Raw genomic sequence first — 15,395 nt, 5'->3', positions numbered from 1 at the left:
CGTGACGAACGGGCTGCGCGTCGAGCTGCTCGGGCCGCCTCGTGCCTGGCTGGACGACGTCGAGCTGAAGCTCGGGCCCGCCCGCCAGCGCGCGGTCTTCGCCACCCTGGCGACGCGGCGCGGCCAGGCGATCTCCCTCGGCGAGTTGATCTCGGACGTCTGGGGCGGGTCGGCGCCCGCCAGCGCCACCGGCAGTGTCCACACCTATGTCTCCGGCCTGCGCGGGGCGATCCGCAAGGCGGGCGGGGACGCGCACGGAATCCTGCGTTCGTCCGGATCGAGCTACTCGCTGCGGCTGGACGGGGAAGCGCTCGACGTCCACCGGTTCGAAAGGGACGTCGCCGCCGCCAAAGCGGCACACGCCGATCAGCGGGACGCGGCCGCGCGGCTCACCTCCGCGCTCGGTCTCTGGCGCGGCGAGGCCTACTCCGGCGTGCCCGGCCCGTTCGCCGAAGCGGAACGCGCCCGGCTCGCCGAACTCCAGCTCACCGCCGCCGAACTGCGCGCCACCGCCCTGCTCGGCATCGGCGACCACCGTGAAGTGGTGGCCGAGCTGACCGCGCTGGTGCAGCGGCATCCGTTGCGCGAGTCCCTGCACGAGACGCTCATGCGCGCCCTGCATGCCAGCGGGCGCCAGATCGAGGCGCTCGGCGCGTATCGCGAGGCCAGGCGGATCCTCCGCGACGAACTCGGCGTCGAACCCGGCGCCCCGCTGCGGGATCTGCACCAGCGCATCCTCGACGGCAGCGAAAAGCCCGTCACCGCGCCGAAACCGGTGCCGGTCCGCGTCGTGCCGCCGCCGGTGGCCAAGGCGATCGAACGGGGCGGCCATGGCCACTTGCCCGGCCGTGCCCGGCAGGTCGAGCGGCTCGACGGCTTCGTCACCGACGTGCTCGCCGGACGCGGCCGCCCGGTCTGGCTCGAAGGCGAACCGGGCATCGGCAAATCGGAACTGCTGATCGCCGGGCTGGCCGGTGCCGCGGCGCGCGGCTGCCAGCTCGCCTGGACCGCGGCCGACGAGCTGCAGCAACGGTTCCCGTTGCAGGTGATCATGGAATGTCTCGGCGTGCACCACGGCGCGGCGGATCCGGCCAAGGCCAAGCTGGCCGGTGAGCTGCACGCCGAACCCGCGCACGGGGACTGGGGCCCCACCGATCCGATCTTGTCCACTGTGGACAAGTTGCTGACGCTGGTCGACGAGACCTGCGCGGCGGGCCCGCTGGTGCTGGTGATCGACGACCTCCATTGGGCCGACGAGGCCAGTGTGCTGCTGTGGCAGCGGCTGGCCGCCGCCACCCGCCAGCTGCCCTTGCTGCTGGTCGCCGCCACGCGCACCGGGCACGGCCGCCGGGACCTGGCCCGGCTGCGTCGCGGGGTCGAAGCGAGGGACGGCGAGATCATGCCGGTCGAGGTGCTGACCGACGACGACATCGCCGCCGTGTTCGAGGTGATCCTCGCGGCGAAGCTCGGGCCGAGCCTGCGCCCGCTGGTCCGGCGCGCGGCCGGGAATCCGCTCTACGCCAGGGAAGTCGCGCACGACCTGGTCCGGAGCGGCGCGGTGCGGATCACGGCGGGCGTGGCCGAGGTGACGCTGGACGGCACCGAGAACGCGCCGCGGTCGTTGCTCGCGGCGGTGGCCAGGACGCTGGAGACCCTCGACCCGGCCACGACCGAGATCCTGCGCACCGCCTCCCTGCTGGGAGCGGAGTTCGCCGTCGAGGACATCGCCACGCTGGCGGGCAAGAGCCCGCTCGAGGTCCTGCAGGAGCTGGAGCCCGCCACCACGGCGGGCGTCATCGAGTACGCCGGCGACAAGCTCGCCTTCCACCATCCGTTCCAGCGGCAGGCGCTCTACGGCGCCATCACCGAACCGGACCGTGCCGCGCTGCACCGGCGTGCCGCCGAATCGCTCGCGCGGGCGGGTGCGCCGGTCAAACGGGTCGCCGAACAGCTCGCGGCCGGGCCGGTGCCGTTCGACCCGTGGCTGGCGGGCTGGCTCACCGCGAACCACGTCGCGGTGTCCAACCGCGCCCCGCATATCGCGGCCGACCTGCTCCGCGGCGCGCTCGACAGCGCGGTGCCCACCCGTGAGCAACGGGAGACGCTGATCGCCGCGCTGGTCCGTGTGCTGTTCCGGCTCGAACTCACCCCCGAGGCCGAAGCCGAGGAGGCGGTGAAGACCGTCGTGAACAAGGCGGATCTGGCGCAGATGCGGCATTTCCTGGCCGCGCTGCGCTACCGCAGGGGCGACACGTCCGGCGCGATCGAGGCGCTCGGCGACACCGCGGACGATCCGTCGATCCCGGAACTCTGGCGCACCAGTACCCGGACGCTGCTCGCCAACTTCCGTCGCGGCACCCTCGACGATCTCGACGAGACCGAACGGATCGCGCGGGGCCTGCACACCGAGGCAGTCGAAGCGGGTGAGCGCTATCCCGCCGCGCACGCGCAGCAGACGTTGTGGCTCGTGCACTCGATCCGCCGGGAGCACGACCGGGCGCTGACCGCGATCGACGCCGCGCTGGAGACCGCCGGCCACGAGGCCGACCTGGCGACGCTGCGGTTCGACCTGCTCGACAACCGGCTCTTCACCCTGCAGAACCTCGACCGGCTCGGCGAGGCCGACGCCACGCTGCACGCCGGGTACGAGACCGCGGCACGGCATGGTCTGCCGACCGGTCCACAGGTCTCGGCGGCCGTGCACTACTACTGGACAGGGCGCTGGGACGAGGCGCTGGCCGAACTGGACTCGGTCACCGAGGACGGTCCGGCGATCACCTTCTACGGCGTGCGCGAGCCGGGTGCCGCCGCCCTGTTGCTGCACGGGGTCGCCGCGCTCATCGCGGGCCATCGCGACGAACGCGTCGCCGTCCGCGCCCATCTGGAAGCGGCCGAGGCGCACTCGCCGTCGAACTCGTCCGAACGCGAGAGCTGCGACTTCTACCTGGCGGCACAGGCGATGGCCGCCGAACAACGCGGCGAACTCGACGACGCGCTGCGGCTGTTCGCGCCGGTGCTGCGCCCCGACTACGCCCGGATGATGCTGCGCCACCAATGGCTTCCCGACGTCGTCCGCGTCGCGATCGCGGCCGGGAACGACGCCGTCGCCCAAGAGGCGCTCGCCGTCTGCGCCGAAGAGGCGAGCCAAGAGACCGTGCCCGCCAGGGCCACCGCTGCCGCCCTGAGGTGCCGGGCGCTGATCGACGGCGACCCCGAAGGCATGCGGGCCGCGGCCGATCACTACCGCGAGGTCCGTCGGCCCATCGAACTCGCGGCCGCCCTGGAAGACGCCGCCGAACTGCTCGGCCGCGCCGGGTACCTCGAAGAGGCCACCCGCTCGCTCACCGAGGCCTGCGAAGTGCTCGGGCCGGTCGGTGCCACCTGGAGCATCCGCCGCGCGGAAAGCAGGCTGCGCCGCTACGGCGTCTTGAGCCGCGCGGAACGGGGCCCCCGGCACAGCGGGGCGCTGTCGCCACTGGAACTGCGGGTCGCGCGGCTGGTGGCGGCGAAACTGTCCAACCCGGAGATCGCTGCGGAGCTTAGCCTTCCGAGAAGGACGGTGCAGTCGCTGGTGTCCAGGGTGCTGACCAAACTGCACGCCGATTCCCGGCCGACCGTCGGCGATCAGCTGCCGAGACGACTCGCCTGACCGTACGACCGAGGAGAACCATGACCCGCATGCTGGCCGGATTGACGGCCCTCGTGCTGCTGCTCGCCGGCTGTTCCGGCACGCCGGAAGCCGGCGGTCCGATCAAACTCACCGTCGCCACCTTCGGCGAGTTCGGATACGAAAAACTCTTCGACGACTACGAAAAGGCCCATCCGGGCATCACCGTCGAAGGCCGGATCGCCGACTTCGAGACGCACCACCGGCAGCTGGCCACCGGGCTCGGCGCCGGACGCGGCAGCGCCGACGTGGTGGCGATCGAAGAGCAGTATCTTCCCAAGTTCCGCCAGTCGACGGACAAGTTCAGCGATCTGTCCGAGTTCGGCGCGCAGGGCCTCCGCGAGCACTGGCCTGCCTGGAAATGGGACCAGGGCACCGCCGAGGGCGGGAAGTTCGTGATGGGCCTCGGTACCGACATGGGCAGTCTCGCGCTCTGCTACCGCCGTGACCTGTTCGCGAACGCCGGCCTGCCGACCGAGCGCGACCAGGTGGCCGCGCTGTGGCCGACCTGGGAGAAGTTCGCCGAAACCGGAGAACGGTTCAGCGCCAAGGCACCGGACGACGTCAAGTTCGCCGACTCGGCGGGCACCGTCTACACGGCGATGCTCAACCAGGCGCAGGAGAACTACTTCTCCACGGACGACAAGTTCATCGCCGACACGAATCCCAACGTGCGCAAGGCCTTCGAGCTCGCGGGCGGGATGGCGCTGAAGAAGGAGACCGCGGCGGTCACCACCTTCACGCAGCCGTGGACGGTGGCGATCAAGCAGAGCCGGTTCGCCGCCATCACCTGCCCCGCCTGGATGCTCACCCAGATCCAGGAGGCGGGCGGCCCGGAGCTGGCCGGAAAATGGGACGTCACCTCGGTTCCGGGCAAGGCGGGCAACTGGGGCGGTTCGTTCCTGACCGTCCCGAAGCAGGGCGCGCACCGCAAGGAGGCCTACGACCTCGCCGTCTGGCTCACCGCCCCCGAACAGCAGAAACGGATCTTCCTGGAGAGCGGGTTGCTGCCGAGCGCGCTGGGCGCCTACCAGGACAGTGCCGTGCTTTCCCACACCAGCCCGTATTTCAGCGGCGCGCCCATCGGCAAGATCTTCGCCGCGTCCGCCGAGGCCTTGCGGCCGAACTACCGCGGGCTGCGCGACGGTGAGGTGCGGCCCGTGTACGGGCACGCGCTCGGCCGCGTCGAAGAGGGGAAGCAATCCCTGGAGCAGGCCTGGAACCAGGCCGCCACCGAAGGCCGCGCCGCGGCCGCCAACTGAGCGGGGACGGCGTGACACTGGGGTTTCCGGACGGGTTCCGGTGGGGTACGGCCACGGCGGCGTACCAGATCGAGGGTTCGACGACGGCGGACGGCCGCGGACCGTCCATTTGGGACACTTTCACCGCGAGATCCGGCCTGGCCACCGGCGATCCGGCTTGCGACCACTACCGCCGTTACCGCGAGGACATCGGCCTGCTGAGCGAACTCGGCATACCGTATTACCGGTTCTCCGTCGCGTGGTCGCGAATCATGCCGGACGGCCGCACGGTGGAGCCACGCGGGCTCGCCTTCTACGACCGTCTTGTCGATGCGTTGCTGGAAAACGGGGTCACCCCGATGGTGACGCTCTACCACTGGGACCTGCCCGAGGCACTGCAAGCGGAAGGCGGCTGGCCGAATCGCGAGCTCGCGGACCTCTTCGCGGATTACGCCCTGACCGTCCACAAAGTACTCAGTGATCGCGTGCAACAGTGGACCACGATCAACGAGCCGTTCTGCGCCGCCTTCATCGGCTACGGGAACGGCGATCACGCCCCGGGCATCCAGGACGAGGGCGCGGCGCTGGTCGCCGGACACAACCTCCTCTTGGCGCACGGCAAGGCCGCGCAGGCGTTGCGGTCCGACGGCGGCGAACAGGAAGTGTCCATCGTGCTCAACTTCGCCCCCGTGCTGACCGATGTGGACGATGCCGCGCATCGGGAGGCCGCACGCAAATTCGACTTCCTGCACAACAGGTTCTTCCTCGACCCCCTGCTGGGCCGCGGCTATCCACCCGAGCTGCTGGCGGATCTGGCGCACCTCGGCACCCTGGAACCTGCGATCGCCGACGGTGATCTGGAGATCATCGCGCAGCCGCTGGACGTCCTGGGCGTCAACTACTACGCGCCCGCCCGCGCGATGCCGCTCGAAGATCCCGAAGCCGACAGCAACTGCCCCCTGCCGGGCCTGCGCGGGATGGACGTCCAGCCGCCACGCGGGGAACTGACCTCGCTCGGCTGGGAGCAGCGGCCGGAGTGCTTCACCGAACTTTTGCTGTGGCTGCAAGAACATTGCGACGGCCTGCCGCTAGTGATCGCCGAGAACGGTGCGGCCTTCGAGGACGAAGTAGTCGAAGGCCGCGTACACGACGAGAAGCGCGTACGGTACTTCGCCGACCACCTCGCCGCCGTACACGCCGCGATCGAGCGCGGCGCCGACGTCCGCGGCTACATGGCCTGGTCGCTGCTGGACAACTTCGAGTGGGCCATGGGGTACACGCAGCGGTTCGGTCTCGTGCACGTCGACTTCGAAACTCAGGAACGGGTGCTCAAGGACAGTGCCCTGTTCTATGCGGATGTGGTGGCGCGCAACGGTCTTTAGCGGTTGGTCTTGGCCGTTGCCGGAAATCGGCGACGTGGTGGACCGACCGGCTTCCGGGTCCCAGGTGCCCGTCGCCGAAAACCGACGACACTCTTGGGGCCGGAAACTGTCGGTGGTCGGTTGTAAGTTCTGGGTGTGGACACTCTCAACGCCACTGTGGCGCTCTTGAAGGAAATCACCGAGTCGGATGCGTTCCGGGAGGTCAATGCTTCTCTGGATTCATTGGGAGACAACGACACCATCGCTGCAGCAGTCGCGGCGTCGGAAGGGATCGCGAGACTGGAGGCCGTCCGGTTTCGTGCCTTGAGACAGCTGGGGCGTCATCGTGACGATGCCGCCAGTGTGGCGCAGGAGGTCGCGTTCGAACTGTCCGTTGTGGACGGTCACGCGGCCGGGCTGGTGTCGACGGCGGCGGCGTTGGTGTCTCGCCTGCCCCGCACACTGGGGCTGCTGGATCAAGGCAAAGTGGGTGGATATGGGGCGATGAAAGTCGCCACCGCCACCGCGTGGCTCTCCGACGACGATGCCCGCGCGGTCGACGCGGTCCTGGAGGACCGGATACCGGACCGGAACTCCGATCAGATCCGGAAAGCGGCCAACCACGCCGCGATGATGGCCGACCGTGACGGAGCGGCTCGGCGGACTGAACGCAATCGCGCCGGACGCCGGCTGTCTGTGCGACAGGGAGAGACCGGGGTGGCCTCCATCGAAGTCGAGGACGGCCCGGTGGAGAAAGTGGCCGCCGCCTACACCCGCATCGACCGCGAAGCACGAGCACTGCGGGCCGGTGGAGAGACCCGCACGCTGGATCAGCTGCGGGCGGATGTCGCCCTTGATCTTCTGCTGGGTGGCCAGGGTGGGAAGAGTGAACGGTCCGAGGTGTTTCTCTATATGGACCTCAACACTTATCTCGGGTTGAACGACGATCCGGCGGAGATGGCCGGGCACGGGCACATTCCGGCGTCGCTGGCCCGGCAGATCGCCGGCGGACCGAACACCGTGTTGCGGCGGATCATCACCGATCCGCTCTCGGGGCAGGTTCTCGATCTTGGCCGGGATCGGTACCGGCCGACGGCGGGGTTGGATGAGTTCGTGCGGGTACGGGACCGGGAATGCCGAAGACCAGGGTGTCATCGTGTGGCGCAGGCTTGCGATCTCGATCATTCGGTGCCGTGGCAACACGGTGGCCATACCGCGGATACCGAGCTGATCGATCTATGTCGCCGTGATCATCGGTTGAAGGACGAGCCAGGCTGGAACTACCGGTTGGCTTCCGACGGGACTCTCACGATCACCACGCCCACGGGGCGGAGTTATGACAGTTCGCCTCCGCCGCTGCATGAACCCCGCGCCGAGGAACCACCACCGTTCTGAGGCGTCGCCGAAAAACGACCACAACGCCACGGCGCCGACCACCGTTCCCCTGCCCGCGAGCCCTCGACCCCCGTTGCCGAAAAACGGCAACAGCCCGGCAGCTCAACGCCACTCAGCCCCGCGGAGCCCCCCGCATAACCCCGTCGACCACCTTCCTCGCCAACACGATGAACAACCCGACCACCGGCAGCACCCCGATGGTCGCCGCGGTCAGCATCAGCGAGTAATCCGTGAAGTACCCACTAGCCAGCCGCGACAACGCCACCTGAACGGTCGGGTGCGCATTGGGGTCGAGCACGATCAGTGGCCAGAAGAAATCGTTCCACGCGGTCATGAACGTCAACATCCCAAGCACCGCAGCCTGAGGGCGGATGGCGGGCATGGCGACGTTCCAGAACAGCCGCACCGTCGAGCAGCCGTCGACGCGGCCGGCGTCGAGCAGCTCACCGGGGATCGCCTCCTCGCACGCTTGCCGCATCCAGAACACGCTGAACGCGCCGACCAGACCCGGCACGATCACCGCCTCCAGCCGTCCGTACCAGCCGAGTTCGCCGACCACCAGGTACAGCGGGATGACACCGAGTTGCGCGGGCACCATGGCGGTGCCGATGACGACCAGGAACAGCGAGTCGCGACCGGGGAACCGCAGCCGCGCGAAGGCGAATCCGGCCATGCTGGAGAGCAGCACGTTCGAAACGGTCACCGTGCCCGCGACGATCAGCGAGTTCTGCATCGCCAGCCAGAAATCGACGGTTCCGAAGACCCGCTCGACGTTCTCGATCAGGTTACCGCCGGGCACCAGCGGCGGAGTCGTTTCCCCAAGGGCGGAATTGTCCTTCGAGGACACCACGAACGACCAGTACAACGGGAAGATCGACGCGACGACGACGGCGAGCAGCAGCCCGTATACGACGAAACCGGTCCGTTCTCTCGCCGCCACGGTCACTCACCGCCCCGCATCCGGCGCACGAGCGAGAAATTGACCAGCGCGAACACCGCCGAGAACAGGAACAGCAACCACGCGATAGCCGCCGCGTACCCTGCGTCGAACTCGCCGAAGCCCTTCTCGTACAGGTACATGGCCAGCGTCTGGAACTGCCGGTCTGCGCCACCGGTGCCGTTGACGCCGGTTTCGTCGAGCAGCTGCGGCTCGGCGAACAACTGCAACCCGCCGATGGTCGAGACGACGACGGTGAAGGCGATCGTCGGCCGGATCGCGGGCACCGTGATCGACCAGAAGCTCCGCCACCGCGAGGCACCGTCGAGCATCGCCGCGTCGTACCGTTCCTGCGGCACGGACTGCATGGCCGCCAGGTAGAGCAGCGCGTTGTAGCCGGTCCAGCGCCACATCACCATCGCGCTCACCGCCACATGCGACGCGAACCGGTCCGACCGCCAGTCCACCGGATCGAGCCCCACCAGACCCAGGGCCCAGTTGACGACGCCGTAGTCCTCCGCGAACAGCTGGCTGAACACGAGCGCCACCGCGACCACCGAGACGACGTTGGGCAACAGCACGCTGGCCCGCCACAGGGTCCTCGCCCGCAGGGGACGGTCGAGCAGGGCGGCGAGCCCGAGCGCCGCGAACAGTTGAGGGACGGTCGAAAGGACGAAGATGCTGACCGTGTTGAAGAGCGCGTTGTAGAAATGCGGATCCTGGAGCAGGACACCGAAGTTGTCGAGGCCGGCGAACCCGGTGTCACCGTTGACCAGATGCCAGTGATGCAGCGCCACCCACGCGGTATAGAGCAGCGGGAAAAGGCCGAACACGCCGAAGAGGACGTAGAACGGCGCTGTCATCAGGTATCCGGCGAGCCGCTCGCCCGTACGCTTCAAACGATGATCACCTTGACGCCTGCCTGGCCGATCTCGTCGAGCTCCCGCGGTTCGGCACCGCGGTCGGTGATCAGGGTGTCGACATCGCAGAGGTCCCCGAACCGGGCGAAGTGGTCGTCACCGATCTTGGTGTGATCGGCCAGCAGCACCGTCCGTCGCGCGGACGCGATGGCCGCGCGCTTCACCATCGCCTCGGCGGTGTCCGGGGTGGTGAGCCCCCGCTCGACGGAAAGGCCGCTGGTGCTGAGGAAAGCGACGTCGACGTAGGTGTCCTTGAGCGCGTCGAGCGCCCAGCCGTCGACCGACGCCATGGTGTGGCCGCGCAGCCTCCCGCCGACCAGCATCAGCGTGACGCCGGGCCGGTTCGCGAGCGCGCACGCGTTCGGCAGCGAAGGGGTGACCACGGTCAGGTCACGATCCGAGGGGACGAGATTCGCCAGCCTGCCCACCGTCGTGCCCGCGTCGAGCAGAATCGCTCCCCCGTCGGGGAGCTGTTCCAGGGCCGCGGCGGCGATACGGTCCTTCTCCGCGGTCATCACCGCGTCACGGGCGTCGAGGCCCGGCTCGATACCCTGCCGTTCGACGGGGATCGCGCCGCCGTGCACCCGCCGCACCACTCCGCTGCGTTCCAGCGCCGTCAGATCACGGCGGACGGTCTCGCTGGTGATCTCGAAGGCCGCCGCGAGCGTCGCCACGTCGACCCGGCCGTTCCGCCTGGCCTGCTTGAGGATGGCGCGCTGCCGCTCTTCGGCGTACAACGGTCACCTCCGGTCATGGCGGACGAGCGGTCATGGCGACAATAGTTGGTTTCCCGCCGGTCCGACAACGGAACCCCTCCGTCCATTGAGGACAGAGTGTTGCCCGAAACTACGACAGGACTGCCCGTTTGGCCGCCAGGAAAGCGCGTTCCGTGTCGTTGGTGGCCAAGGCGATCGCCTCGTCGTAGGCGGCGACGGCTTCCGCCGTCCGGCCGAGACGGGACAGCAGATTCGCCCGCGTGGCGGGCAGATGGTGATAGCCCGGCAGGTCCAGGTCCTCGATGCCGGCCAGCGCCTCCGCCGGGCCGTGCACTTCGGCGACGGCGACCGCGCGGTTGAGCGCGACGACCGGCGACGGGGCGAGCCGCCACAGCTGGTCGTAGAGCGCCAGCACCTGCGTCCAGTCGGTCGCTTCGCCGTCCGTGTGCACGGCGTTGATCGCGGCCTGCACCTGGTACGGGCCAGGCCGGCCCAGACGCAGGCAGCGCCGCACCAGCTCGTGTCCTTCGGCGATCAGTTCCCGGTTCCACAGCGACCGGTCCTGCTCCGCGAGCACCACCAGCTCACCAGACGGCCCCACCCGCGCCGGGCGCCGCGCTTCGGTGAGCAGGAGCAGCGCCAGCAGCCCGGTCACCTCCGGCTCGCCGGGCATCAGCTCGGCGAGCGCCCGCGCGAGCCGGATCGCCTCCAGGCAGAGGTCCGTCCGCAGCAGCTCACCCGACGTGGACGTGTACCCCTCGTTGAACACCAGGTAGAGCACGGTGAGGACCGAGTCCAGCCGCTCGGGAAGTTCACCGTCCCCCGGCACCCGGTACGGGATTCCCGCGTCGCGGATCTTCTTCTTCGCGCGGACGATCCGCTGGGAGACGGTCGTTTCCGGGACGAGGTACGCCCGCGCGATCTCCCCCACCTCCAGCCCGCCGAGCAGGCGCAGGGTGAGCGCCGCCCGCGCGGGCGGCGAAAGCGCCGGATGGCAGCAGGTGAAGATCATGCGGAGCTGGTCGTCGCGTACCGGCCCCACCTCGCGCGGTTCGTCCGGCGCGTGCAGGAGCAACGCCTGGGCGTGCCGTGCCTCGCGGGTGGATTCCCGGCGCAGGCGGTCGATCGCGCGGTTGCGGGCGGTGGTCACGATCCACGCGCCCGGATTGGGCGGCGTCTTCTCCCACTTCTCGACCGCCGTCGCGAACGCGTCCTGAACGGCCTCCTCGGCGAGCGAGATGTCGCCGAGGAGGCGCGTCAGGGTGGCCACGCACCGGCCGTACTCCGCCCGGTAGATCCCGTCGAAGTCCATCACTGCCGGAGCGACGGGTCGCCGAACGGCCGCACCTCGATCGGCTGCCCGCAGGCCAGCGCGCATTTCCGCGCCCAGGCCAGCGCCTGGTCGAGGTCCTCGACCTGGATCACCCAGAAGCCGCCGAGCTGTTCCTTCGTCTCGGCGAACGGGCCGTCGGTGATCGTGGTCGTCCCGCCGGCGGGCCGGACGACCGTGGAGACGTCCGAATGCTCCAGCCCGCCGACGAAGACCCACGACCCGGCGGCCTTCATCTCGTCGGTGACCTTGCCCGTCCTGGCCAGCATGGCCCGGACCTCGTCCTCGGGCGCGTCCCGCTCGCTTTCGTCGAGCTGGACGGCGAGCAGGTACTGCCTCATCGCGGACTCCCTCGATCGCTGAGGGCGGAAATCATTCCACGGTGACGGACTTCGCGAGGTTCCGGGGCTTGTCGATGTCGTGGCCGAGGATCAGCGCGGCGTGGTAGGCCAGCAGTTGCAGCGGGATCGTGAGCAGGATCGGGTCGAGCTCCGGCTCCGAACGCGGCACCACGAACCTCGGCACGTCGAGATCGCCGAAGTCCACGTCGTCGTGCGTGATCGCCAGCACCTGCCCCTTGCGCGCCTTGATCTGCTGCATCGCGGCCAGGTTGCGGTCGGCGAGGTCGTCGGACGGCACGATCGCGACCGTCGGCAGCTCCTCGTCGATCAGCGCGAGCGGGCCGTGCTTGAGTTCCGAGGTCTGGTAGGCCTCCGCGTGCCGGTACGAGATCTCCTTGAACTTCTGCGCGCCCTCCCGCGCCACCGGGAAGCCACGGACCCGGCCGATGAAGAACAGGCTGCGCGCGTCGGCGCAGATCTTGGCGTGCTCGGCGATCTGGGACTCGGCTTCGACGATGGCCGCGACCTGCTTCGGCAGCGCCCGCAACGCCGCGACGATGCGCTGCCCGTCCGCGTTGGACAGGTCGCGGACGCGGCCGAGGGCCAGCGCGATCATCGCGAAGCCGACGGCCATGTTGGTGAGCGCCTTGGTCGAGGCGACCGCGATCTCCGGACCGGCGTGCAGGTACAGGCCGCCGTCGCAGGCCCGCGCGATCGTCGAGCCGACGACGTTCACCAGGCCGACCACCCGGCCGCCCTTGCGCTTGACCTCTTCGACGGCGAACGCGGTGTCCGCGGTCTCGCCGGACTGGCTGACCGCGATGTAGAGGGTGTCCGCTTCGATGATGGGGTTGCGGTAGCGGAACTCGGACGCCGCCTCCGCGTCGGCCGGGACCCGTGCCAGGTCCTCGATCATGGTGGCGCCGATCTGGCCCGCGTAGTACGCCGAACCGCAGCCGAGGATCTTCACCCGCGCGAAACCGCGCAGATCACGGGGAGTCAGGTTCAGACCGTCCAAACGGGACACTCCGAACCGGTCGTCGAGACGGCCCCGGATCATGCGCTCCAGGCATTCCGGCTGCTCCTGGATCTCCTTGTACATGTAGTGCTGGTGACCGCCGAGGTCGAGATCGTCGGCCTGGATGTCGATCGCGGTCGCGGCCTTGCCGGTGTCGCTCTCGTCGACGGTGAAGGTGCGGTAGCCGGTGGCGGAGACGCTGGCGAACTCGCCGTCGTCGAGGTGCACCACCTGCGAGGTGTGCCGGACCAGCGCGGAAAGGTCGCTGGCGACGAACATCTCCCGGTCGCCGACGCCGATGATCAGCGGCGAGCCGTTCCGCGCGACCACGACACGGTCGGGGTGTTCGGTGTCGGTCACGGCGATCGCGTAGGTGCCGGTGACGCGGGAGACGGCCTCGACGACCGCGTCTTCCAGCGTCTTCGCACCCGACCGCGCGATCAGGTGGGCGAGCACCTCGGTGTCGGTCTCCGACGACAGCGTCACCCCCGCCTGGGTGAGCTGCTCCCGCAGCGCGTCGGCGTTGTCGATGATCCCGTTGTGCACCACGGAGATCCGGCCGTCTTCGGAGACGTGCGGATGGGCGTTCGCCTCGGTCGCGGGACCGTGCGTCGCCCACCGCGTGTGCCCGATGCCGACCTTGCCCGCGAGCCGCTTGGGCAGCGCGGCCGTCAGGTTCCGCACCCGCCCCACGATCCGGTGCACCTGGGCGCCCTTACCGCCGAGGACGGAGATCCCGGCCGAGTCGTAGCCGCGGTACTCCAGCCGCGTCAGCCCCTCGATCAGGATCGGAGCGGCGTTCTGGCCGCCGATGTAGCCGACGATTCCGCACATGACGAGTCAACCTCACAAAGAAAACGGACGGGCGTGGTCCGTCAGCCGTAGACGATGCGGCGCAGTTGCCGCTCGGACAGGTCGGGAGGCGCGACGAGACGGCGGCTCAGCTCACCGGCGATCAGGGGGAAGATCTCGGGGTTCTTCCTGCCCTCCGCCTGCAACTGGGCGTGCCTGGACCGGACGTACTGCTCGGCGGGCTGCCGGTAGAACGCCAGGACGTCCTCGACGACACGGGCGGCGATGGCCGTCGACAAACCTGTCGACAAGGCCACCTGCTCGACGATGTCCGCGTCCTCCACGGAGCTCATCATGCACATCCGGCTGCCGAAACGCCAGTTCTTGCCCGAAATCGGGCAAGAACTGGCTCGTGAGCCGACTCGGACCTCGGCGGCCGACTCGGCCGACGCCGCCGCGCCTAGGATCGGCTCATGCTCGAGAACCTGCTCACGCCGGAGACCAGGACCGATCCGTACCCGTTCTACCGTCAGGTCTTCGACCGCGGCCCGATCTTCGCGGCCGCCGACGGGTTCTTCGTGGTCAGCGGCTTCGAAGAGGCGTCCGCCCTGCTCAAGAACCCCGCGTTCGGCCATGGGGAGCCGGAGGTGCTGCCGGATCCGCACGAGAACGAGCCGGTGGACGAGCAGGGCCGGGTGGTCCGGTCGTTCCTCGCGCTCGACCCGCCCGATCACACGCGGCTGCGGCGGCTGGCCTCCAAGGCGTTCACGCCGAGGATGATCGAGCAGCTCGCCCCGCGGATCGAGGAGCTGGCGAAGGAACTCGTGGCGAAAGCGCTCGAAATGGGCGAATTCGACCTGATGACCGAGATCGCGAAGCCGCTGCCGGTCGTCGTCATCAGCGAGATGCTCGGGGTACCCCTCGCCGACCGCGGGCGTTTCGAGGGCTGGTCGCACGCCATGGGGCGCGCACTCGACCCGTCCTTCCTCATCGCGAAGGAGACCGTCGCGGCGGCCGTCGCGGCCCGGCGTGAGTTCGTCGCCTACTTCCGTGAGCTGGCGAAGGAACGGCGGAAGCGGCCGACCTGCGACCTGTTCTCGGATCTGGTGTCGGTCTCCGACGAGGGCGACCGGCTCAGCGAAGGCGAACTGGTGATCACCGCGATGCTCCTGCTGGTCGCCGGGCACGAGACGACGACCAACCTGATCGGCAACGGGATCCTCGCGCTGCTGAACCATCCGGAGCAGCACCGGAAACTGGCCGAGGACCGGTCGAAGATCCCGAACGCGGTCGAGGAGATGCTCCGGTACGACTCCCCCGTCCAGCTGACGACGCGGCTCGCCCTGCGGGACACGACGATCGGTGACGAGGTCGTCGGCAAAGGCGCCCAGGCGGTCGTCCTGCTGGGAGCGGCCAACCGTGACCCGCGCACACACGAGAACCCGGACCGCTTCGACGTGGATCGCCCCTCGCCGAGGCATCTCGCGCTGGGACAGGGCATCCACTTCTGTCTCGGCGCCCCGCTCGCGCGGATGGAGGGCCGGACCCTGTTCGAGGCGCTGCTCGGCGCCGGCCGCGCCTTCCACCGGGCCGCCGATCCGGTCTGGGTGAAGCAGGTGACGCTGCGCGGCCTCGAAAGCCTGCGGCTCGAATTCGCCTGAAAGTCCGGTTTTCGAC

12 protein-coding genes are annotated in these 15,395 nt (G+C 69.3%); 5 read left to right on the top strand and 7 right to left on the bottom strand.

Features of this window, described 5'->3' with window-relative positions; translation table 11 throughout:
• Position 1 precedes the first annotated feature (1 nt).
• The 4 genes from AMK34_RS39370 (at position 2) to AMK34_RS39355 (ending at position 7,664) form a co-directional block, all read left to right on the top strand.
• Positions 2-3,649 carry a BTAD domain-containing putative transcriptional regulator gene (locus AMK34_RS39370; RefSeq protein WP_073848919.1) on the top strand — a complete coding sequence of 1,216 codons (3,648 nt, stop codon included), beginning with the start codon at positions 2-4 and terminating at the stop codon, positions 3,647-3,649.
• A 20-nt stretch (positions 3,650-3,669) separates the two neighbouring features.
• The gene (locus tag AMK34_RS39365; protein WP_073848918.1) at positions 3,670-4,929 is read left to right on the top strand and encodes an ABC transporter substrate-binding protein; all 1,260 of its coding nucleotides are present in this window, start codon (positions 3,670-3,672) and stop codon (positions 4,927-4,929) included.
• 11 nt (positions 4,930-4,940) lie between these two features.
• Positions 4,941-6,290 (top strand): GH1 family beta-glucosidase, encoded by a 1,350-nt coding sequence (locus AMK34_RS39360; protein ID WP_073848917.1) that lies wholly within the window; start codon positions 4,941-4,943, stop codon positions 6,288-6,290.
• Positions 6,291-6,503: 213 nt separating this feature from the next.
• Positions 6,504-7,664 (top strand): HNH endonuclease signature motif containing protein, encoded by a 1,161-nt coding sequence (locus AMK34_RS39355; protein ID WP_083650140.1) that lies wholly within the window; start codon positions 6,504-6,506, stop codon positions 7,662-7,664.
• A 112-nt stretch (positions 7,665-7,776) separates the two neighbouring features.
• Here the strand turns inward: AMK34_RS39355 and AMK34_RS39350 are convergent, their stop codons facing one another.
• From AMK34_RS39350 to AMK34_RS39320, 7 genes are all read right to left on the bottom strand, one after another.
• The gene (locus AMK34_RS39350; protein WP_038522957.1) at positions 7,777-8,604 is read right to left on the bottom strand and encodes a carbohydrate ABC transporter permease; all 828 of its coding nucleotides are present in this window, start codon (positions 8,602-8,604) and stop codon (positions 7,777-7,779) included.
• 2 nt (positions 8,605-8,606) lie between these two features.
• Positions 8,607-9,500: a carbohydrate ABC transporter permease gene (locus tag AMK34_RS39345; protein ID WP_083650130.1), complete on the bottom strand. Its 894-nt coding sequence runs from the start codon at positions 9,498-9,500 to the stop codon at positions 8,607-8,609.
• A complete protein-coding gene (locus AMK34_RS39340; protein WP_038511088.1) occupies positions 9,497-10,258 on the bottom strand; it encodes a DeoR/GlpR family DNA-binding transcription regulator in 762 nt (253 codons plus the stop codon). The genes AMK34_RS39345 and AMK34_RS39340 overlap by 4 nt, the downstream gene beginning before the upstream one ends.
• Before the next feature lie 109 nt (positions 10,259-10,367).
• Entirely contained in the window at positions 10,368-11,549 is a 1,182-nt protein-coding gene (locus AMK34_RS39335; protein ID WP_073848916.1) for an RNA polymerase sigma factor, read from the bottom strand.
• Positions 11,549-11,908 carry a YciI family protein gene (locus AMK34_RS39330; protein WP_073848915.1) on the bottom strand — a complete coding sequence of 120 codons (360 nt, stop codon included), beginning with the start codon at positions 11,906-11,908 and terminating at the stop codon, positions 11,549-11,551. The genes AMK34_RS39335 and AMK34_RS39330 overlap by 1 nt, the downstream gene beginning before the upstream one ends.
• Before the next feature lie 31 nt (positions 11,909-11,939).
• Positions 11,940-13,760 (bottom strand): glutamine--fructose-6-phosphate transaminase (isomerizing), encoded by a 1,821-nt coding sequence (gene glmS / locus AMK34_RS39325; protein WP_037345307.1) that lies wholly within the window; start codon positions 13,758-13,760, stop codon positions 11,940-11,942.
• A 41-nt stretch (positions 13,761-13,801) separates the two neighbouring features.
• The gene (locus AMK34_RS39320; protein WP_038522954.1) at positions 13,802-14,074 is read right to left on the bottom strand and encodes a hypothetical protein; all 273 of its coding nucleotides are present in this window, start codon (positions 14,072-14,074) and stop codon (positions 13,802-13,804) included.
• A 117-nt stretch (positions 14,075-14,191) separates the two neighbouring features.
• On the opposite strand from AMK34_RS39320, the gene AMK34_RS39315 reads away from it, so the two are divergent.
• A complete protein-coding gene (locus tag AMK34_RS39315; RefSeq protein WP_073848914.1) occupies positions 14,192-15,379 on the top strand; it encodes a cytochrome P450 in 1,188 nt (395 codons plus the stop codon).
• Positions 15,380-15,395: the final 16 nt, after the last annotated feature.

It is taken from the genome of Amycolatopsis sp. CB00013, assembly GCF_001905755.1.
GTDB lineage: Bacteria > Actinomycetota > Actinomycetes > Mycobacteriales > Pseudonocardiaceae > Amycolatopsis > Amycolatopsis japonica.
This window is presented reverse-complemented; position numbering and strand designations above follow the sequence as displayed.